Origin of the sequence: Providencia sp. (assembly GCF_040396775.1) — a bacterium.
Lineage (GTDB): Bacteria > Pseudomonadota > Gammaproteobacteria > Enterobacterales > Enterobacteriaceae > Providencia.
This window is the reverse complement of sequence record NZ_JBEBNT010000007.1, coordinates 110,644-131,306: the sequence shown is the minus strand read 5'-3', so window position 1 is coordinate 131,306 and position 20,663 is coordinate 110,644. Positions and strand designations below refer to the sequence as shown.

Here is a 20,663-nt window from a genome sequence, read left to right as displayed (position 1 = left end):
AACTTTATCTCATAATTACTGCAAATAGCACGGATGCTATTATTAATGAGGATTATATGGAATTTATCAGTTTTATTATCGACTTTATTTTACATATCGATGTGCACCTCGCTGAACTGGTCAGAGATTATGGCACGTGGGTATATGGTATTCTATTCCTGATCCTATTTTGCGAAACAGGGTTAGTGGTCACCCCATTTTTGCCGGGGGATTCGTTATTATTTGTCGCGGGCGCCATTTCGTCCTTAGACAGTAATGACCTCAATGTACATTTAATGGTGGCGTTAATGATTACTGCGGCGATCATTGGCGATGCAGTAAACTATACGATTGGGCGTATTTTTGGGGAAAGATTATTTAAAAATCCAGATTCAAAGATTTTTCGTCGAGTCTATTTAGATAAAACCCATGCGTTTTATGAAAAACACGGTGGTAAAGCGATTATACTGGCGCGTTTCGTGCCGATAGTCAGAACTTTTGCACCTTTCGTTGCAGGAATGGGCAAAATGTCTTATCGTCACTTTGCATTTTATAATGTGACGGGCGCATTTATTTGGGTATTATTATTCACTTATGCAGGGTATTTCTTCGGTGAATTACCGTTCGTACAAAAGAATTTGAAATTACTGATAGTCGCGATTATCTTTGTTTCAATTCTGCCGGGCGTGGTTGAAATTATTCGTCATCGCCGAATTGCAGCAAAAGAAAAGCGTGCGGCAGCGCAAAAAATCGATAACCACTAAGTGGTTTAAAAAGTTTTTATCTACAGTGAGATATCATTGTGGTTTAATGGCAAAAAATTACATACTGGTGATAACCAGAGTGAATCAGACAAAAAGGTCCATTAATGAGCTGGATTGAAAAAATTTTAAAGAAAGGTAACTTGACCCAATCTCACAAAGCCAATATCCCAGAAGGGGTTTGGACTAAATGCGATAGCTGTGGGCAAGTTTTATACGGTGCTGAATTAGAACGCAATTTATCAGTGTGTCCAAAATGCGACCACCATATGCGTATCCATGCCCGTCAGCGCTTAGAAACTTTCCTTGATGAAAATTCTACGACAGAACTTGGTAGCGAACTTGAGCCAAAAGATATTCTCAAGTTCAAAGATTCAAAAAAATACAAAGACCGCATTACCGCAGCACAGAAAGAAACTGGCGAAAAAGATGCAATGATCGTGATGAAAGGGACCTTAAAAGGGATGCCTGTCGTCGCTGCTGCGTTTGAATTTGCTTTTATGGGCGGTTCAATGGCCTCCGTTGTGGGTGCACGTTTTGTTCGTGCGGTAGAGCAAGCACTGGAAGATAACTGCCCACTGGTGTGTTTCTCGTCAAGCGGTGGTGCACGTATGCAAGAAGCCTTGTTATCACTGATGCAAATGGCGAAAACCAGTGCGGCTTTAGCAAAAATGCAAGAGCGCGGTTTACCGTACATCTCCGTGTTAACTGATCCAACCATGGGCGGTGTTTCAGCAAGTTTAGCCATGTTAGGTGATATCAACGTGGCAGAACCGAAAGCGTTGATTGGTTTCGCAGGTCCGCGTGTTATCGAACAAACTGTGCGTGAAAAACTGCCACAAGGTTTCCAACGCAGTGAATTCTTACTGGAAAAAGGCGCCATCGATATGATCGTTCGTCGCCCTGAAATGCGTGATCGTCTGGCTGAAATTTTGGCGATGTTAACCAACAAACCAAGTTTCACTGAAACGCCAATCATTGTGGCAGAAACGGTAGAAATCGACCTGAATGCCATTGATGAGATCAATGCCGAAGAACCAGAAAAGGATCCTGCAAAGCATAAAAAAGATGATGAGTAATCTAATCATTCCTACAGCCAAGTCTCCTTTGGAGGCTTGGCTTTCTTATCTCACCGACCTGCATAGCCAAAATATTGACATGGGGTTGGAACGAGTCGGCCAAGTTGCTCGGCACATGAACCTGACGCAACCTGCTCCTAGAGTTATCACCGTTACAGGCACCAATGGAAAAGGCACCACTTGCCATACGCTGGAATCTATTTTGATGGCAGCGGGGTTAAAAGTGGGGGTGTATAGTTCTCCGCATTTAGTGCGCTACACTGAACGTGTACGTATTCAGGGGCAAGAACTTACTGAGTCCGATTTCTGCGAGGCTTTCGCCACTATTGAAGCGCAGCGTGAAAATATTTCGCTCACTTACTTTGAATATGGCACGTTGGCTGCACTACAATTATTTAAGCAAGCTAAACTAGATATCGTTATCTTAGAGGTGGGCTTAGGTGGGCGTTTAGATGCCACCAACGTGGTGGATGCAGATATAGCGGCCATTACCAGCATTGCACTCGACCATACCGATTGGCTGGGTTCTGACCGTGAACATATCGGCCATGAAAAAGCAGGTATTTTTCGCCAAGGCCATTACGGTGTGGTGGGTGAGCCTGATATGCCTGACTCGATTGGGCAATATGCTGATAAAATTGGCACGATGCTGTTCCGTCGTGGCGTCGATTGGCAATACAGTGAGCAAGCAGCGAGCTGGTCTTGGCAAAGTTCACAACGTGAGTGGCATAACTTGCCATTACCGAATGTACCACTGGCAAATGCTGCAACAGCGTTAGGCGTGATTAGCTGTTTACTGCAAATTGATGCGGATATAGCAAAAAAAATCACAGATACTGCTATTCATCAAGGTTTGCAATCAGCCCAATTACCAGGGCGTTTCCAAATTATTGGTGAGAAGCCATTAATGATTTTGGATGTGGCGCATAACCCTCACGCAGCAGGGTATTTAGTCAGCAAATTAGCTGGCTTACCTGTGGTTGAAGGTCGCCGTATTCGTGCAGTTGTTGGAATGCTTGGCGATAAAGACATTAAAGGCACCCTTGAGTGTTTATCGCAGCAGGTGACAGATTGGTATCTTGCGCCGCTGACTGAATTTAGAGGGGCTGACGTGACTCAGTTGAGCCAACATGTCGCTAAAGCCCATATGTTTGATTGTGTTGAAAAAGCGTGGCAGCAAGCCTGTGTTGATGCGCAAGAACAAGACGTGATTGTGGTCTGTGGGTCATTCCACACCGTCGCTCATGTCATGATGTTATTAGAAAACCAAAAAGGATAGCGCTGGTGGCTAGTAAATTTCAAAATCGTCTTGCTGGCGTCATTGTTCTGGTTGCCGCAGGGGTCATCGTACTTCCTGCGCTTCTTGATGGCGATAAGAAATATAATGAAAATGAATTTGCGGCCATTCCTATTATCCCGAAACCGGGTGATGAAGAAGATATCGAAGCGATTGCACCATTAGCACATAATAGCGCGAGTGCTTCTTCGGAAGGGGCTTCTGAGGCCATGTTATCAGAGGCAATTACCCAGCAGCAAAATGAACAAGTGGCGGCAAATGTCCCTGCGACAGTCGAGCCAATAAAACCTGAGCCGAAGCCAGAACCAAAACCAGAACCAAAACCAGAACCTAAGCCGGAACCAAAACCACAGCCGAAACCTGAACCGAAACCAGAGGTGAAACCTGAGCCCCAAGGCAAAGCGTTTGTGGTTCAAGTCATTGCATTGAATAATGCCAGCAAGGTTGAGGAGATTGTGGCGAAGTTACGGCTATCGGGTTACCAAGTGTATACCGTTCCAGCGAAGCCCGTGAACAATAAACTCACGCGTATTTATGTCGGGCCAGAGGCCTCAAGGGAGAAGCTAGAAGCTGCTCTTCCTGAACTTAACGCGATTACAGGGACAAAAGGGATAATTCAAACATTTAAACCCTAATAAATAGACACAATAATCCCTAAAAGGTAAGGGGATTTAGTAACTTACTGCGGCGATTATGATTTTTTCTTTTCGCCGCTATTTTTTGTAAATTGATAGAAAAATGGTTACGCAAACGTTTTCGTTTTCTGTTAGAATGCACTTCGCTGATGTCGTGAGTGCAAATTTTGGATGAAATATGGTCTGGATAGATTACGCAATTATCGCCATTATTGGCTTCTCGGCACTGGTTAGCTTGATCCGTGGTTTTGTTCGTGAAGCACTATCACTGGTGACATGGGGCTGTGCTTTTTTTGTCGCAAGTACATTTTACCCTTATTTAGCGGACTACTTTACCCGCTTTGAGGATGTACTGGTGCGAAATGGCATTGCTATCGCCGCATTATTTATTGCCACATTAATTGTGGGCGCGGTGGTGAACTATGTGATTAGCTCTTTAGTGCAAAAAACGGGTTTATCAGGCACAGATCGTGTTCTGGGGATTTGCTTCGGTGCTCTGCGTGGTGTGTTGATTGTATCGGCTTTGTTGTTCTTTCTCGATACTTTTACACCACTTCCTCAAAGTGAGGATTGGCAGCGCTCAGAATTTATTCCACAGTTCAGTCATATTATCAGGTGGTTTTTTGACTACCTGCAAAATGCGTCAAGTTTCCTACCGGAGAACATCTCTCCGTCTGGCTGATGAGGAAAGACCAAATGTGCGGTATTGTCGGGATCGCTGGTGTTACACCAGTTAACCAATCAATTTATGATGCTCTAACAGTGCTTCAGCACCGTGGGCAAGATGCAGCAGGTATTGCCACCATTGATGGCAAAAATAATATTCGTTTACGTAAAGCGAATGGCCTTGTGAAAGATGTGTTTGAAACGCGTCATATGCTTCGGTTACAAGGTTGCATGGGGTTAGGGCATGTTCGTTACCCAACCGCAGGCAGTTCCAGTGCTTCTGAAGCGCAGCCTTTTTACGTGAACTCACCCTTTGGTATCACACTTGCTCATAATGGTAATCTGACAAACGCACACGAACTCACTCGGAGTTTGTTTGAAACGGCACGCCGCCATGTCAATACGACCTCGGATTCTGAGATTTTACTCAACGTGCTGGCGTATGAGCTGGACAGATTTGACCATTTCCCCCTTGAGCCAGACAACGTCTTTAGTGCAGTGGCTGCGATGCACAAAAAACTGCGTGGCGCCTACGCTTGTGTCGCCCTGATTATCGGTCACGGCATGTTAGCGTTCCGTGACCCACACGGTATTCGCCCGTTAGTATTAGGCCGCCGTATTACCGAAAATGGTGAACATGAGTACATGGTTGCCTCTGAAAGCGTCGCGCTCGATACTCTTGGTTTTGAGTTTTTACGTGATGTCGCCCCGGGTGAAGCCGTGTATGTCACAGAGAAAGGCCAATTATTCACACGCCAATGCTCTGACAACCCACAATTGACACCATGTATTTTTGAATACGTCTATTTTGCTCGCCAAGATTCCTTTATCGACAAAGTGTCGGTGTATAACGCAAGGCTGCGTATGGGGCAAAAACTCGGTGCGAAAATTGCGCGTGAGTGGGAAGATCTTAACATCGATGTGGTGATCCCAATCCCAGAAACCTCTTGCGATATTGCCTTAGAAATCGCTCATATCCTGAATAAACCTTATCGCCAAGGTTTTGTTAAAAACCGTTATGTTGGCCGTACGTTTATCATGCCGGGTCAACAAGAGCGTCGTAAATCGGTGCGTCGTAAACTGAATGCTAACCGTGCTGAGTTTCGTGACAAAAACGTGTTATTAATCGATGACTCTATTGTGCGTGGCACAACATCTGAGCAAATTGTTGAATTAGCACGCGAAGCGGGTGCTAAGAACGTCTATTTTGCCTCAGCAGCGCCGGAAGTACGCTTCCCAAACGTGTATGGCATTGATATGCCAAATGCGAACGAGCTAATTGCTCATGGCCGTGAAGTGGATGAAATTCGCAAATTAATTGGCGCAGATGGGCTAATTTTCCAAGATTTAACGGATTTAGTAGCAGCCGTTCAAGAAGAAAACCCAGAGATTACCGAGTTTGAATGTTCTGTCTTTGATGGCATTTATGTCACCAAAGACATTGACCAAAGTTATTTAGATTATCTGGAAAACTTGCGCAAAGACGACGAGCTGAAGTTGAAAGATAAGAGTGAAGTCGAGGATTTGGAAATCTACAACGAAGGCTAAAATTCTCGTCATAGTTTGAACTACAGCTTTGTTGGCTTCACAAATTCGCCCTAGTCACGTAGTTATCTACGCTCCTAGGGGCTCATTTGTTTGCCGCCTAGCTGTATATTTAGAGAATTGTTCCTGCCGTCTTGCGACAACCTAAAATCTTGAGAGGATTAAGGTTGGCATTTCTAGGCTGCCATTAAACTCAAAATAAAATTTATTTTTGCTTTGTAGCAAACAACATTTCTAGCATGTTGATTATTCTAATCGACGCCAACAACCGCACGTAATTTAGTATATAATCTTCAGAAATTACCGTGGATTGGGCAGAGAAATGAAAAAACTGATTATTGGGTTAACTGGGGCGAGTGGTGCAATTTATGGCGTCAGGTTGCTTGAGGTCCTGAAACCTGTCGAACAGGTTGAAACCCATTTAGTGATGAGCGCCGCTGCCCGCCAAACATTAGCGCTAGAAACCCAATACAGCGTGAAAGACGTGCAGCAACTTGCTGACCACAACTACGATAGCCGTGATATTGCAGCGGCCATTTCATCGGGGTCATTTCGCACCGCAGGCATGGTGATTATGCCTTGTACCATGAAAACCCTTTCTGGCATTGTTCATAGCTATACTGACACCTTAGTGACAAGGGCGGCGGATGTCGTGCTCAAAGAAGGCAAGAAATTAGTCCTTGGAGTACGTGAAACACCACTGCATGTCGGGCATTTGAAATTAATGGTGCAAGCGGCTGAAATGGGGGCGGTGATTATGCCACCCATGCCAGCGTTTTATCATCAACCACAAACTATTCAAGATATTGTTAACCAAACGGTGAACCGCGTTCTTGACCAATTTGATATTGAACTTGAGCAGGATTTATTTAATCGCTGGCAAGGTGCCAAATAAATTAAGACAGTATTTATACTTGGCTATTAAGTGTTTTTGAGCCAAACATAACACTAGGGTCAGTATTAAGATTAAAATTACCCACAGAGATATCAGCTGCAACAGGGTAAATATTGCCTTTATTATCAATAAAAATGTCCTCATCCGTTTTTTTCAATAGTGCTAGGTTACTCTGTATAACTTGATGAAGGATCGGGGTAACAATGTTCGACGAATAGATGGTTTTTTGCTTATGGTTATTGGATTTGGTGTAATGAAATGCTAATGTGACGAGGTGATTTTCCTTGTCAAAATGACGGTGTACAATGCGATAGGTTTTATTTTTTGGTATCAAATTTTTGAATGATTTTCTTTTGAATACGGCCTCAAAGTTATCTAATGCCAGTAATTTGTTTGTTTTTAAATTGCTATCAAAAACCTTTTTTTTATTATATTTATCTGAACTTGGGGCTGTTCTATTAAGTTTAATAAATGAGAGTTGATAATTAGAGTCGCTGTCTTTTATAAATTTATATTCCTGATGTTTATCCATAAAATTTTTTAGGAAGCTAGTGAATTCATCGAAGCTATTAGATTTGTAAATACCTTCATTTGGGTCAAAGAATTGATAGGTTTCATTTTGTTTGCTTTTCTTAACATTAATTGCACAAGCATGGTTTGGGCTTAAAATAATGTGATTTTGGTTTTTATCTGTTTTAATAAAATTTATAAAATCATCTAATTTTGTTATTCTATTTTTTACTTTGTGTAGTCTTATATTAGTGGACAAGTTTTGTTTTTTGTTGACGTCCTCCCATTCTTTTTCTATTTTTTTATATTTTTCAATATACATTGAAAGTATTAGTCTATTAATTTTCTGTTGATTAGATTCGATATCATCGCTTGAGTTAATAATACTGTGTGTTTCTTTTTTTGTGTCAGTTCCTGAACTTGATGCATCAGTTGAATTTAAGGTGTATAAATTTTTTGCATATTCTTTCTTTTCTAATAACAGTGATGCGATAGTTGCCTTTTGCATTCTATCTTCAGTACATACACAATTTTTAAGGTTTTCACCCAAGGCTAGATCTATTAGTTTGAAAAAATTTGGCTCTCGAAGTATTGGAGAAGATAATGGAATGGGCTGCGATAAATTATTATTGTTTACTGAATTGCATCGTAATTTTTGTATATAAAATATGTCCTTGAGAAGTTGATTTCCCTGTTTAATGACATATTTTTTTTCTGTGTACTTTTTATAATCTGAAACGGATGTCATGGCTAAATCACAACGTTTTTTTTGTATCATCGCGTTGTTAGTTTTAACATTATCTAAGTATTTATTGTAAATATCGATATAGTCTTGCTCTAAACCTTTATCACTATAGTGTAAGAATTTAACAGAGGCACCATAACAAAAGCCGGCGAAAGATTCTTTTGAATTTGAAATTTTTAGAATGTTTTCTTGGAAAAACCTAGAATGATCTTTTTGTAAAAAATTTAAAAATTTTGATTGGGTAAAGGGTATTTTATTTAATGAAGTTGTTTTAGCAGGCATGATGGCATCCTTAATTTATCTAACGAATAGATACCATACTTATGTTTTCAATTTGTATCTTTCAAATCTCAATGATTTTGTATTTATTATATGTAATAGACATAAATGTAGATGATTTGCATAAAGCATCTGTATAGGAATGTGTAGCCGCCATCTCGTCATGTCTATCTCGAGATGGTAAAGATATGAGTATACTAGGAGCGCTAAAAGGGATTAGCTTTCTTTGGCAACCAATAAGTCTTCTAATGCAATTTTCAATTCAATAAATTCGAATTCAAATCCGGCTTCTTCTAAACGTTTAGGTATGGCTTGCTGCCCACCTAATACTAAAGCGGCGGATTCACCTAAAATAGTTTTGATAACAAACGCAGGCGTGCGGACAAAAGAAGGGCGGTTGAGTACATCCCCTAAAATAGCCGTGAACTGGTCATTATGCACAGGATAAGGACCAGTCATATTGAAAGGGCCTGAAAGTGTTGGGGTTGTGAGTAAAAAGTAAATGGCATTGACCATATCGTTGATATGTATCCATGGCATGTATTGTTTACCATGACCAATTGGGCCACCAGCACCCATTTTGAAAATGGGCAGGATTTTACCTAATACACCGCCATTGGGGGATAAGACAAGGCCTGTGCGTAATAAACACACACGTGTTTTGTCGGACGCGGCATTTTCAGCAAGGGCTTCCCAATGTTGAGTGAGTTGATGGGTGAATTCGTCATGGGGTTGTTCGTCTTCAGTGACAACAACTTGGCCTTGGTCGCCATAGTAACCCACAGCAGAGCCCGATAAAAAGACGGAAGGGGGTGTTTCGCTAGCGGCAATAAGTTCAGCGAGTCGCTGGGTGATTTTCCAACGGCTATCACAAAGGCGTTTTTTCTGCTCATCAGTCCAACGTTTTTCAGCAATGGGTTCGCCAGCTAAATTAATAACGGCATCGAATTCATTGAGATTATTAACATCATTTAACGTTGTCCAACATTCAACAGCCTTACAAAAGTGGCTATACACTTTTTGTGGCGAACGGCTTAATACAGTGACCTGATGATCAAGGGCGATTAATTTTTGAACCAGAGGGGTGCCGATTAACCCTGTGCCGCCTGTTATGAGTATTTTCATTGCCATCCCCGTCATATTTCAAACCGCAGCGTTGTTGTCTGCACTCAGTGATTTAATTGCTATTGTGCTAAGTTATCGCGCTAATACAATGTTTCCATAGGTTTTATGATTTAACTATAGCACCTGTGAGCACAAATTGTGTGATTTGCCTACGTTATCGCAAAAAAGACAAAAGCTCTATGAGCAATGTGATAAGAAGTGTTTATTTGTGATAGCAACCAAATGAAAATTGGGCTAGGATCGTCGGCTAAGTACGAGTTAAAGCCCGTTGTATTGTCTGACATGTCGTGGCAATCAATCTATGACATAAGCTATTTTTAGCTTAATTATAAAAGGTTTACAGGATGGAACAACAAACCGAAGTCGTTGAATGGGTCGATATTGTCGATGAGGATAATAGCGTTATTGCTCAGGCAACCCGCAGCCAAATGCGTGCTGAAAATTTACGGCATCGTGCGACGTATATTGTTGTGCATGATGGGATGGGGAAAATCTTAGTTCAACGACGTACTGACATTAAAGATTTCCACCCTGGTTTTTTAGATGCCACAGCAGGTGGTGTTGTTACCCAAGGTGAAAATATTCTGGATTCTGCAAAACGTGAAGCGGAAGAAGAGCTGGGGATCGCTGGCGTACCATTTGCAGAGCATGGCCATTTTTATTTCGAAGATGAGCATTGTCGCGTATGGGGTGGGTTATTTAGTTGTGTTAGTCATGGCCCATTTGCACTGCAAGAGTCTGAAGTGGCAGAGGTGAGCTGGTTAACACCAAAAGAAATCAGTGCTCGTTGTGATGAGTTCACCCCAGATTCATTAAAAGCGCTTTCGTTATGGCTGACGCGCAACAATGAATCCGAAAAAGCCATCACTTGTGCTGAAAACTCATAATCACTCAGATTTAAATCGTAAAAGGACTATTTTCTGTAGTCCTTTTAATTTTTTCACCAAAATTCAAATCTCTAGCAAGGTTAATTTTTGACTAATATATAACTATTAGTTATATCCAACTTGCACCTTACACGATGTATTCATTTCAACTCTCGATATAATAAGCGAACTTATTATTTCGCTTGTCATATTGTGAAATTATTTAGCGATACAGAACGACGGATTGAGAAAATAACAATGAAAAGTCATAAAACAGAGTCACTTTTAAAACAACAACACCTTGAAAATGTTACAAATAAAGCTCGGGAAATTATGGAGCGGGAAGGGGTTGAAGCGCTAATTGCGACAGTCGGGGATAATTTTTATCACTTAACAGGCTTTGCAAGCTTCTTTATGTATACCTTTAGGCAAACAGGCTCTGCGATAGCTGTGATTTTCCGTGATCCCACCGTGAAATCACTGGTGATCATGAATGAGTTTGAAGCGGCAAACTTAAGCTTGGAAATGCCAAACGCACAGATTAAAACGTTCCCAATTTGGGTGGATGTTGACGACCCTTATAACCCTGATAATGGCAAGGTGGTGAAAGCAAGGCCGATCAATAGCCCAATTGAAACCATTTTTAACTTATTAAAAGACGCATTATCTGAAGCTGGCGTGTATGGAAAGCCAGTTGCGATTGATCTTAACCAAATTACCTACACGGGTAAAAACTGGTTAGACAAAGTCATTCCAGAACTGAATTTGGTTGATTCTTCAACGCTTTTTAATGAGTTACGCATGATCAAAAGTGAATGGGAAATCAATCATCTGAGAAAATCAGCCCAAATTACTGAGGCAGGCATTGAAGCCGCTAGCCAACTGATCCGTGTTGGTTGTACATCAGCAGAATTAACCGCCGCTTTTAAAGCCAAAGTCATGTCGTTTCCTGAAACCAATTACAGTCGTTTTCATTTAATTTCAGTGGGAAGTGATTTTTCCCCAAAAATGTTGCCAGAAAATGTGCCAGCAAAAGAAGGGGACTTAATTAAGTTTGATTGTGGCGTCGATGTAGCGGGATACGGTGCTGATATCGCACGTACTTTTGTGGTGGGTAAACCGAATGACAAAGTTAATGGGATTTACCAAACTATATTAAAAGGCCATCAATATATGCTAAGCCGTATTGCACCCGGTGTGGCGTTAAGCGATGTATTCAATGAAACGATGGCATTAATTCGTTCATCAGGTTTACCACATTATAACCGTGGTCATTTGGGGCATGGAGATGGCGTATTTGTTGGTTTAGAAGAAGCGCCCTTTGTTAGTGCAGCCACTACTGAAGTGTTCCGCGCAGGGATGGTCATGAGCTTGGAAACGCCTTATTACGGTATTGGTGTGGGCGGTATTATGATTGAAGACATGTTACTGATTACAGAGGATGGCGTTGAAATGTTAAGCCATTTACCTCGCGAATTGGTTTCTCTCAAATAATAAAAATAAGGACTTTTTATGAGATGGTATCACTACCTCGTTATTTTCCCGATTCTGGCGTTAACCGTCGGGATCTATTATGCCAATGAGGTTGAACCCTTTGTCATGGGGCTGCCTTTTTTAATGTTTTGGATTGTGGCATGGGTGATTGTGACAGCGCTCGTCATGTTATTAATTAATGTGTTAGACAGTAAAAACCTTAAGGAAACGTCATGAGCTCCGCATTAATTATTATTGCCGTTTTTTTCCTTTTCAGTGTTTATTTGGCGATTAGGGCCAAAAAAGGAAAAACGATGGACCATGAAGGATGGTCTGTGGGGGGGCGAAGCTACGGAGCGTTACTCGTTTTCCTGCTCAGTGCAGGGGAAATTTATACCACCTTTACCTTCCTTGGGGGCAGCGGCTGGGCATACGGTAAAGGGCCTGCCATTCTCTATACCCTAGCGGTTAATGCCTTTATGGGTATTTTTCTATACTGGGTGCATCCACGTGTTTGGCGGTTTGCAAAAGATAATGACGTCAGAACTATCTCTGAATTATTTACTAAGAAATATAACAGTCAAGGGCTCGGGTTATTAATTAGCTTGATTTCCATTGCGGCGATGGTGCCATTGTTTGTTCTGCAACTGAAAGGCCTTGGTATTATTGTTTCGCAAGCCTCCTATGGGGCTATTCCTGCGGATATGGCCATTTGGATTGGGATTATTGCGGTCACGCTGTTTGTGATGATTTCAGGTATTCATGGTTCAGCTTGGACATCCGCACTGAAAGATTTAATGATCTTAATTGTCGTGGTGTTTATTGGAATTTATATTCCGCTGCATTATTACGGTAGCTTTGGCGATATGTTTAAAGCGATTGATACCGCCATGCCAAGCTTCCTAACCTTCCCAAAAACAGGGCTGAATATTCCGTGGTATATTTCCACAATATTCCTATCTGTTGTGGCGTATTTCTGTTGGCCTCATTATATGGCGGCGGTATTTACGGCAAAAGATGAAAAATCCCTCAAGCGAAATAGTATTTTAATTCCAGCGTACAGCTTAATTATGCTATTTGCCTTTTTTGTCGGTTATGCGGCGATATTACAAATTCCACACCTTGAAGGCTCTGCGGTGGATTTATCGCTGTTTGAAATTTCGAAAGAAACGTTTTCGCCTGTTGTGGTTGGCTTTATCGGCGCGGCGGGAATGTTAACGGCATTAGTACCCGGTTCTATGTTGCTGTTAACAACGTCAAATATGTTAGCGGGCGTGGTACAAAAAGCGGTAGGCGCGAGTGAAGAAAAACGCCAGTCTGGTGTGTATGCACGCTATATGGTGCCATTAGTTGCGCTGGTGAGCTTGTACTTTATTTTCCACAGTAACGACACATTAGTGGCAATAATGTTGCTCGGTGTGAATATTGTGGCGCAATTTTTCCCTGCGTTATTGATGAGTTTTAAACAACATAACCCAATGACATCCGCGGGTGCGATTTGTGGTATTGCAGCGGGGGTATTATTCCTTGCGATTACCTATATTGAAAAAATATCTTTAGCCCAGCTCTTCCCATGGCTAGGGGAAGGCTTAAGTTTTATGAATATTGGTATTGCTGCATTTATTCTGAATATTATTGTTGCGGTGGTTGTTTCGTTATTCACACGAAAAAAATAAAATAAAATTAGGGTGGTGAGCTAAATTCGCCACCCTAATTTTGATATTTACGCGTTAGGTACGACCTCATCAGCAATGGTATCAATGGCCTCTTTTAAATCTTCCAATGTAATTGTCTGCTCCGTATTGCTCAATTGTGTGCCTTTATTCTTACGAATGGCCTCATATAAAGGTGTATGAGTGACCGAGTTTGTGACTTTCCATTCAAAATAAATATTGGTGTCAGCATCACGGCTACCTACAGCTAATTGCGTTCCTGCCACAACCAGCATCACCGGTAATGCCTCGTAAAATTTAAAATCTTCAGGCGTAGCATCAACAGAGGTGATAATGCCCTCAAAACGTAAGATTTCAGGTCCTGAATGTTGGGTTAATTCGAAGTGTTTTTCCAACTCATGCTGGATTTGTTGGTTAGTATAGTTAAGCAAAATGGTTGTAAACTTATCACCCATTTTATTATTTTTATTCAATGGTTTGAATTCAATGGGTGTGAAAATAAGTTTTTGCTTTTTTGTCGTCTCCAACTGTGCGGCTTTCCAGGCTTTAATGATATTACTTGAAGGGGTTTTGACCTCTTGAAGCTGTTCATAATGCGTCAAAAAATCTGATTGTTCTGTGGTGTTAGGTACGCGACTTGAACAGGCTACTAATGTAGAAATAAGACAGGTTAATAAAATGATTTTTACTAAGTGATTCATATTTTGCTCATTATTTATAGGGATGAATATAAATTTTGGGCAATGCTATCATCACAAAAATTGATAAAGTTTATAAAAAATGCGATTATTTAGTTATTGATAGTCACCTAGAAAATTAAGTAATAATGACTGGCTAGAGGCATAAAATAAAGCGCCCAAATGAGCGCTTTATTTGATAAAAAACGAAATGATTAGTTAGCTTCGTTCTGTACCGCTTGGATTGCAGTTAATGCAACGGTATAAACGATATCGTCAACTAATGCCCCACGGGACAAATCATTGACTGGTTTGCGCATACCTTGCAGCATTGGACCGATTGACACGAGGTCAGCCGAACGTTGTACTGCTTTATAGGTGGTGTTACCCGTGTTCAGGTCAGGGAAGATAAACACGGTTGCTTTACCTGCAACTGGGGAGTTAGGTGCTTTTGATTTCGCCACATCAGCCATTACCGCCGCATCGTACTGCAATGGACCATCAATCATCAGGTCAGGGCGTTTTTCTTGCGCTAGACGGGTTGCTTCACGCACTTTTTCGACATCACTACCTGCACCTGAATCGCCTGTTGAGTAAGAGATCATTGCAACGCGTGGGTCGATACCAAAGGCTTTTGCAGAATCCGCAGATTGGATAGCGATTTCAGATAATTGCTCTGCTGTTGGGTCTGGGTTGATTGCACAGTCACCATAAACAAAGACTTGTTCAGGTAACAGCATAAAGAACACAGAAGACACCAAGGAGCTACCTGGCGCTGTTTTGATCAACTGAAGCGGTGGGCGGATGGTGTTCGCGGTGGTGTGTACAGCACCTGAAACTAAACCATCAACTTCGCCTTTTTCGAGCATTAATGTGCCCAGAACCACGTTGTCTTCCAGTTGTTCACGAGCAACAACTTCGGTCATACCTTTACTCTTACGCAGTTCGACAAGGCGAGCAACGTATTCTTCGCGGACTTTAATTGGGTCAACGATTTCAATACCCGTGCCTAATTCAATGCCTTGTGCAGCGGCAACTCGGCGGATATCGTCAGGGTTACCTAATAGAACGCATGTTGCGATACCACGCTCAGCACAGATAGAGGCAGCTTTAACGGTACGAGGCTCATCACCTTCAGGTAGAACAATACGCTTGCCTGCTTTACGTGCTAATTCAGTTAATTGATAACGGAACGCTGGTGGTGATAAACGGTTCGGACGTTCGGAGTCAGCCACTAAGGATTCAATCCAATCGCTGCTAATATGACGTGCCACGTAGTTTTGAATTTTTTCAATACGTTCATGGTCATCCGCAGGGACTTCTAAGCTAAAACTTTGCAGATTCAAGGAAGTCTGCCATGTGTTGCTTTTCACCATGAAAACAGGCAAGCCTGTTTCGAACGCTTGTTCGCATAATTGGCGAATTGGCGCATCGATGTTGTAGCCACCCGTTAACAGAACGGCACCAATTTCGACGCCGTTCATCGCGGCTAACGATGCAGAAACCAGCACGTCAGGGCGGTCTGCTGAAGTCACTAACAATGAACCTGGGCGGAAGTGCTCAAGCATATGTGGGATGCTACGTGCGCAGAAGGTGACAGATTTAACGCGGCGTGTTTTGATTTCGCCTTCGTTAACAATTTCTGCACCCAAGTGTTTTGCCATATCGATTGCACGCGTCGCGATTAAATCGAAGTTCCATGGAATGGATGCCAGCACTGGCAGGTTTAGCGCAGAAAGCTGTTTCGGATCGAGGTTTGCCACTGTCGCTTTGGTGGAGTCGTCAAAAATTTCAGACAGGTCAGGGCGAGTACGGCCTTGTTCATCAACAGGCGCATTCACCTTATTAATGATAACACCGATAATATTCTTATTACGTTGGCCACCGAATTCGTTACGAACTAGCTCTAAACGCTCTTGCATTTGGGTGATTGAGCTATTACCCGTCGCAGTGACAAAAACAATTTCAGCGCCTAACGTTTTGGCAATTTCATAGTTTAACGACTGAGCAAAAGAGTGTTTGCGCGTTGGCACTAAGCCTTCGATTAAAATCACTTCCGCATTTTTGGTGTGATCATGGTAGCGGGCAACGATCTCTTCCATTAATACATCTTTTTTAGAAGAGGTCAGCAGTGATTCCACGTATTCCATCGTCAACGGTTCAACAATGGTTGTAATACTTGAATGGGAACGCAGAACTTCAGTAGTTTGGTCTTTATTGCCAGAGATGCGGGGCTGTGCGATAGGTTTGAAAACGCTTAATTGAACACCTTTTTGTTCCATTGAGCGAACGACACCTAGGCTAACGCTAGTTAAGCCAACGCTGGTGCCGGTAGGTATTAACATAATTGTACGGGACACGGGAACCTCTTTATTTCGGTTACTCTAATGACAAAACGATACCGCCAGCATTTGCTGGCGGTAGATGTTTCTTATGCGGTTAAACGCGCAGTATCTTGAGCGATAACCAACTCTTCATTGGTTGCGATAACCATTGCCGGGCGGCTGTTATCGGTAGTGATTAAACCTTCTTTACCGAAGCGTGCCGCTAAGTTACGTTCGTGGTCATATTCGAAACCAAGGATAGCCAGTTTCTTCAGGGTAATTTCACGAACTTGTGCTGAGTTTTCACCAATACCGCCTGTGAAGATGATAGCATCAAGACGGCCTTCCATCAGTGCACTGTATGCACCAACGTATTTTGCTAAACGGTGGCAGAAAACATCCATTGCACGAGTTGCATCTTCTTTTGTGCCATAGTTGTCTTCAACATAGCGACAATCACTTGTTACGCCTGTTAAGCCTAATAGTCCAGATTCTTTGGTCAGCATTTTGTTGATTTGGTCAACACTCATGCCTAAAGCGTCATGTAAATGGAAAATAATCGCAGGGTCGATATCGCCACTACGTGTTCCCATGACTAAACCTTCTAATGGGGTCAAGCCCATAGAGGTATCAACACATTGGCCGTTAACAATGGCAGTGACAGAACCGCCGTTACCTAAATGGCAAGTGATGACGTTTAATTCTTCAACAGGTTTGTTGAGTTTTTTCGCCGCTTCACGAGAAACATAGTAATGGCTTGTGCCGTGTGCGCCGTAACGGCGGATACTATGTTCAGAATACAATTCGTATGGCAGGGCATACAGATAGGCTTCTTGTGGCATGGTCTGATGGAACGCAGTGTCAAATACAGCCACGTTTTTGTTGATCAGATGAGGGAACGATTTTCTTGCCTCTTCAATACCAATCAGGTGAGCAGGGTTATGCAGTGGAGCAAATGGGATTGCTGCCTCAATACCTTCAATCACTTCGTCAGTGATTAAAACAGAAGAGGTGAATTTTTCGCCGCCGTGAACAATACGGTGACCGATTGATGTAATTTGCGCTGACAACTCAGGTTTTTCAGCAAGAATGGTGTTGACAATGAAATTCAATGCTTCGCTATGCGCCGCACCAGCACCTAAAGGAGCTTCCTTTTTAGCACCATCCATTTTCCATTTAATACGGGCTTCAGGGAGGTTGAAACACTCAGCTAAACCGGATAAAAATTCGTCACCGTTAGTTGGATCAATGATGGCGAACTTCAGCGAGGAGCTACCGCAGTTTAGAACCAGTACCAGCTTACTTGACATGGAAATACCTATCGTTAATTGTTGTTGTGAAGCCTTTTAAAAACATGAAAAGACTCAGATTAAAAATATGGTTCGCTAGAGCCTAGCGTATTTATGACCTGAAACATCATGATTGATATCATGTTAAAGGCGAAAAAGTTAAAGATCTTGGTAATCTTCAAGGGGGTTATAAAGCTATCGTTACGCTATTGTGCAAAGTGCTATATAAAAGAAAACTTCGCATCTGGTGTTGAAATAACGACCAAAACCCCAATATATAACTGTTGTCTATCTTTTTATTGAAAAGATAGATAAAGCGATAAAATAACAAATTCAACAGCAATTCTAAATGTGGCAGATTCTACTAAAAATATTTTATATTTTATACGTTTTTTTTAAAAATAGGTCGTTTGATTGATTAAAATCATAAGTGTCGTATAAAGTGTAGTTATAGCACGAAGTTAGATATTTATCAGAATAGCTGATTTTAATTAAGGTCGCTCAACTTAAGGTAAATTCAATAAAATAATTTGTTTAACTTAAGTGTGCGTTCTCGCTCACAATGGCGTAAGCTTAACGACAGCTAGTCAGTTTTAGAAGTGCATAGGAAACGATTCATGAGTACATTGCAAAATACACCCCCCGGTTTTTTTAAACGCTTCAGATTAGGCAACCGCTATCTGAAAACCTTTCCTATGGAAAAAAAACTGGCACCTATTTTCCCTGAAATCCGCATTAATAAAGCGGTGCGTTTTGGTATTCGCTTTATGCCACCGATTGCTATCTTTACGCTAGCTTGGCAAATCGCGTTGGGTGGACAGCTTGGCCCTGCTATCGCAACGGCATTATTTGCCTGTAGTTTACCAATGCAAGGGTTATGGTGGTTAGGGAAACGTGCGTCTACACCTCTACCCTCTAGCTTGCTGAGCTGGTTTTACGAGATCCGAGACAAATTTACGGAGGCGGGAATTGCGATGGCCCCCGTTGAACAACAGCCTGATTACATGGCGTTGGCTGACCTACTTAAACGTGCATTTAACCAACTCGATCGTTCCTTTATGGAAGATGTTTAGTAAAAAATGACTGTACAATTTTTATTAAAAGCTAGATTTAACAATAAGTAATGCAAAAAGCGTGTTTAGATCAATAAAAACGATGTTTTCACTGTCTTAGATGTGGGTTGAGTGCGAAGATAAACCATACTTTTCTGTAGGAGAGCCATAATGGAAATGACTAACGCCCAACGCCTGATTTTATCAAATCAATATAAAATGATGACAATGTTAGACCCAGATAACGCGGAACGTTATCGCCGCCTGCAAACGATTATTGAACGTGGTTTTGGGTTACAAATGCGCGAGCTAGACAGAGATTTCGGTCATTTAAGCGAAGAAACATGTCGCACTGTGATTGAAATTATGGAGATGTACCACGCGCTGCAAGTCTCCTACAGTAATTTGCCTGAAAAACAAGATATTGATGGCCGTCGTGTGCAATTTTTAGGCTTTGATGCAGCAACGGAAGCGCGTTATTTAAGTTATGTGCGCTTTATGGTGAATACAGAAGGGCGTTATACCCATTTTGATAGCGGAACCCATGGCTTTAACTCGCAAACGCCAATGTGGGAGAAATATGTACGGATGTTGTCGATTTGGCATGCGTGTCCGAGGCAGTATCATTTGTCAGCAGTGGAGATTACTCAAATTTTTAACGCTTAGTTTTGCTCGTCGCATTTTGCGCTGTAGCAGTGTTGGCTTCACACACTAACCCTAGTCACATACTTATGTATGCTCCTAGGGATTAGCGCGCTTGCCGCCTCGCTACAGCACAAACTCCTTAGAGCAATCTCGTCATACTTCACTTCGTCGCCTAGTGACAAGGCGAATTATTTAGAACAAACGGAATCAATCGATATAAAAATTTCAAATTCAAATTCAAATTCAAATTCAAATTCAAATTCAAATTCAAATTCAAGTTAACATTTCTTTCCTGTTTTAACTCACCAGTGCACTCAAATCTAAGTCATTAACGCAAATCTTGATTATTTTTGTTATTGAGGTTGCGTATTGGCGTCTATTTAGCGTTAACTAAGAGATAGAATCGATTCAAGCACATGAAAGGGGTAGATGTGAAACTAAAGGCAAAGGGTTTTCTATTTGATTTGGATGGGACACTGGCGGATTCGCTGGCGGTAGTTGAGCGTTGCTGGTGTAAATTTGGTGAGCGCATAGGGAAAAGCCCTGAAGAAATTATTAGCTTTATTCACGGAAAACCTGCACTGACCAGCCTGCGTCATTTTTTGCCAGAGGCCAGTGATGAAGAAATTATGCGTTATTTTCGCTGGCTCGAAAAAATGGAAAGCGAAGATGTCGAAGGCGTTGTGGCTCTACCAGGAGCAGTTGCCTTATTAACACGTTTGAATGAAATCGGTGCGCCTTGGGCGATTGTGACCTCAGGGACTGTACCCATCGCACATGGACGCCAGCAAGCGGCGGGATTACCAGAGCCGAAACACTGGGTGACATTTGAAAAAGTGTCCAAAGGTAAGCCAGATCCAGAGCCTTTTATGTTAGGGGCCGAAGCGCTTTCTCTGCCTGAGAAATCCTGTATTGCCTTTGAAGATGCTCAAGCAGGCATTCATTCCGCACTAAGTGCAGGTTGCCAAGTAGTTGCAGTCCATGCGCCAGAGAGCTTACCGCGCCGTGATGAAATCGATGTAATTGTTAGTTCGTTAGAGCAAATTTCTGTTATGGGACCTGACATTAATGGGGATTATGAACTTTTAGTGTCAAAATTGCCTTAATAGTGATCTAATCAAAGAAATTCTCCGTAAAACATGGTTAAC

At 41.9% G+C, this 20,663-nt stretch carries 19 protein-coding genes; 14 read left to right on the top strand and 5 right to left on the bottom strand.

The window, feature by feature from the left end:
* The first annotated feature begins 56 nt into the window (after positions 1-56).
* From ABWP91_RS10250 to ABWP91_RS10220, 7 genes are all read left to right on the top strand, one after another.
* Entirely contained in the window at positions 57-743 is a 687-nt protein-coding gene (locus ABWP91_RS10250; protein ID WP_273839202.1) for a DedA family protein, read from the top strand.
* Between the two features lie 104 nt (positions 744-847).
* The gene (accD, locus tag ABWP91_RS10245; protein WP_353243182.1) at positions 848-1,819 is read left to right on the top strand and encodes an acetyl-CoA carboxylase, carboxyltransferase subunit beta; all 972 of its coding nucleotides are present in this window, start codon (positions 848-850) and stop codon (positions 1,817-1,819) included.
* Entirely contained in the window at positions 1,809-3,098 is a 1,290-nt protein-coding gene (gene folC, locus ABWP91_RS10240; protein ID WP_353243181.1) for a bifunctional tetrahydrofolate synthase/dihydrofolate synthase, read from the top strand. The genes accD and folC overlap by 11 nt, the downstream gene beginning before the upstream one ends.
* A 5-nt stretch (positions 3,099-3,103) precedes the next feature.
* Entirely contained in the window at positions 3,104-3,751 is a 648-nt protein-coding gene (gene dedD, locus ABWP91_RS10235) for a cell division protein DedD (RefSeq protein WP_353243180.1), read from the top strand.
* 178 nt (positions 3,752-3,929) lie between these two features.
* A complete protein-coding gene (gene cvpA / locus ABWP91_RS10230) occupies positions 3,930-4,433 on the top strand; it encodes a colicin V production protein (RefSeq protein ID WP_206082374.1) in 504 nt (167 codons plus the stop codon).
* 14 nt (positions 4,434-4,447) lie between these two features.
* The gene (gene purF, locus ABWP91_RS10225) at positions 4,448-5,965 is read left to right on the top strand and encodes an amidophosphoribosyltransferase (RefSeq protein ID WP_219247176.1); all 1,518 of its coding nucleotides are present in this window, start codon (positions 4,448-4,450) and stop codon (positions 5,963-5,965) included.
* 319 nt (positions 5,966-6,284) lie between these two features.
* Entirely contained in the window at positions 6,285-6,857 is a 573-nt protein-coding gene (locus ABWP91_RS10220; RefSeq protein WP_353243179.1) for a UbiX family flavin prenyltransferase, read from the top strand.
* 13 nt (positions 6,858-6,870) lie between these two features.
* Here the strand turns inward: ABWP91_RS10220 and ABWP91_RS10215 are convergent, their stop codons facing one another.
* Together ABWP91_RS10215 and ABWP91_RS10210 are read right to left on the bottom strand one after the other, a co-directional pair.
* Complete coding sequence (locus tag ABWP91_RS10215) at positions 6,871-8,394, bottom strand: hypothetical protein (protein ID WP_353243178.1); 1,524 nt, start codon at positions 8,392-8,394, stop codon at positions 6,871-6,873.
* Between the two features lie 213 nt (positions 8,395-8,607).
* Entirely contained in the window at positions 8,608-9,516 is a 909-nt protein-coding gene (locus tag ABWP91_RS10210; protein WP_353243177.1) for a TIGR01777 family oxidoreductase, read from the bottom strand.
* A gap of 344 nt (positions 9,517-9,860) precedes the next feature.
* On the opposite strand from ABWP91_RS10210, the gene yfcD reads away from it, so the two are divergent.
* The 4 genes from yfcD to ABWP91_RS10190 all read left to right on the top strand — a co-directional run bounded on the left by yfcD (position 9,861) and on the right by ABWP91_RS10190 (position 13,531).
* Positions 9,861-10,403: an NUDIX hydrolase YfcD gene (gene yfcD / locus ABWP91_RS10205; RefSeq protein WP_353243176.1), complete on the top strand. Its 543-nt coding sequence runs from the start codon at positions 9,861-9,863 to the stop codon at positions 10,401-10,403.
* A gap of 237 nt (positions 10,404-10,640) precedes the next feature.
* A complete protein-coding gene (locus ABWP91_RS10200; protein ID WP_353243175.1) occupies positions 10,641-11,876 on the top strand; it encodes a M24 family metallopeptidase in 1,236 nt (411 codons plus the stop codon).
* Between the two features lie 18 nt (positions 11,877-11,894).
* Positions 11,895-12,092, top strand: coding sequence for a DUF3311 domain-containing protein (locus tag ABWP91_RS10195; RefSeq protein WP_219247190.1), 198 nt, complete (start codon positions 11,895-11,897; stop codon positions 12,090-12,092).
* Positions 12,089-13,531, top strand: a complete 1,443-nt coding sequence (locus ABWP91_RS10190; RefSeq protein ID WP_353243174.1) for a sodium:solute symporter family protein — start codon at positions 12,089-12,091, stop codon at positions 13,529-13,531. The genes ABWP91_RS10195 and ABWP91_RS10190 overlap by 4 nt, the downstream gene beginning before the upstream one ends.
* 47 nt (positions 13,532-13,578) lie before the next feature.
* Here the strand turns inward: ABWP91_RS10190 and ABWP91_RS10185 are convergent, their stop codons facing one another.
* The 3 genes from ABWP91_RS10185 to ackA all read right to left on the bottom strand — a co-directional run bounded on the left by ABWP91_RS10185 (position 13,579) and on the right by ackA (position 17,839).
* Positions 13,579-14,229: a DUF3313 domain-containing protein gene (locus ABWP91_RS10185; RefSeq protein WP_353243173.1), complete on the bottom strand. Its 651-nt coding sequence runs from the start codon at positions 14,227-14,229 to the stop codon at positions 13,579-13,581.
* 191 nt (positions 14,230-14,420) lie between these two features.
* The gene (pta, locus tag ABWP91_RS10180; RefSeq protein ID WP_353243172.1) at positions 14,421-16,565 is read right to left on the bottom strand and encodes a phosphate acetyltransferase; all 2,145 of its coding nucleotides are present in this window, start codon (positions 16,563-16,565) and stop codon (positions 14,421-14,423) included.
* A 71-nt stretch (positions 16,566-16,636) separates the two neighbouring features.
* A complete protein-coding gene (gene ackA, locus ABWP91_RS10175) occupies positions 16,637-17,839 on the bottom strand; it encodes an acetate kinase (RefSeq protein WP_353243171.1) in 1,203 nt (400 codons plus the stop codon).
* A gap of 596 nt (positions 17,840-18,435) precedes the next feature.
* On the opposite strand from ackA, the gene yfbV reads away from it, so the two are divergent.
* The 3 genes from yfbV to ABWP91_RS10160 all read left to right on the top strand — a co-directional run bounded on the left by yfbV (position 18,436) and on the right by ABWP91_RS10160 (position 20,621).
* Entirely contained in the window at positions 18,436-18,891 is a 456-nt protein-coding gene (yfbV, locus tag ABWP91_RS10170) for a terminus macrodomain insulation protein YfbV (RefSeq protein ID WP_353243170.1), read from the top strand.
* Positions 18,892-19,041: 150 nt separating this feature from the next.
* Positions 19,042-19,536: a YfbU family protein gene (locus ABWP91_RS10165; RefSeq protein WP_353243169.1), complete on the top strand. Its 495-nt coding sequence runs from the start codon at positions 19,042-19,044 to the stop codon at positions 19,534-19,536.
* Between the two features lie 410 nt (positions 19,537-19,946).
* Positions 19,947-20,621 (top strand): sugar phosphatase, encoded by a 675-nt coding sequence (locus ABWP91_RS10160; RefSeq protein ID WP_353243168.1) that lies wholly within the window; start codon positions 19,947-19,949, stop codon positions 20,619-20,621.
* Positions 20,622-20,663: the final 42 nt, after the last annotated feature.

Coding starts and splice junctions, on each gene's coding strand:
- ABWP91_RS10250 (WP_273839202.1), top strand. CDS start 57: ATGGAATTTATCAGTTTTATTATCGACTTTATTTTACATATCGATGTG.
- accD (WP_353243182.1), top strand. CDS start 848: ATGAGCTGGATTGAAAAAATTTTAAAGAAAGGTAACTTGACCCAATCT.
- folC (WP_353243181.1), top strand. CDS start 1,809: ATGATGAGTAATCTAATCATTCCTACAGCCAAGTCTCCTTTGGAGGCT.
- cvpA (WP_206082374.1), top strand. CDS start 3,930: ATGGTCTGGATAGATTACGCAATTATCGCCATTATTGGCTTCTCGGCA.
- purF (WP_219247176.1), top strand. CDS start 4,448: ATGTGCGGTATTGTCGGGATCGCTGGTGTTACACCAGTTAACCAATCA.
- ABWP91_RS10220 (WP_353243179.1), top strand. CDS start 6,285: ATGAAAAAACTGATTATTGGGTTAACTGGGGCGAGTGGTGCAATTTAT.
- ABWP91_RS10215 (WP_353243178.1), bottom strand. CDS start 8,394: ATGCCTGCTAAAACAACTTCATTAAATAAAATACCCTTTACCCAATCA.
- ABWP91_RS10210 (WP_353243177.1), bottom strand. CDS start 9,516: ATGAAAATACTCATAACAGGCGGCACAGGGTTAATCGGCACCCCTCTG.
- yfcD (WP_353243176.1), top strand. CDS start 9,861: ATGGAACAACAAACCGAAGTCGTTGAATGGGTCGATATTGTCGATGAG.
- ABWP91_RS10200 (WP_353243175.1), top strand. CDS start 10,641: ATGAAAAGTCATAAAACAGAGTCACTTTTAAAACAACAACACCTTGAA.
- ABWP91_RS10195 (WP_219247190.1), top strand. CDS start 11,895: ATGAGATGGTATCACTACCTCGTTATTTTCCCGATTCTGGCGTTAACC.
- ABWP91_RS10190 (WP_353243174.1), top strand. CDS start 12,089: ATGAGCTCCGCATTAATTATTATTGCCGTTTTTTTCCTTTTCAGTGTT.
- ABWP91_RS10185 (WP_353243173.1), bottom strand. CDS start 14,229: ATGAATCACTTAGTAAAAATCATTTTATTAACCTGTCTTATTTCTACA.
- ackA (WP_353243171.1), bottom strand. CDS start 17,839: ATGTCAAGTAAGCTGGTACTGGTTCTAAACTGCGGTAGCTCCTCGCTG.
- yfbV (WP_353243170.1), top strand. CDS start 18,436: ATGAGTACATTGCAAAATACACCCCCCGGTTTTTTTAAACGCTTCAGA.
- ABWP91_RS10165 (WP_353243169.1), top strand. CDS start 19,042: ATGGAAATGACTAACGCCCAACGCCTGATTTTATCAAATCAATATAAA.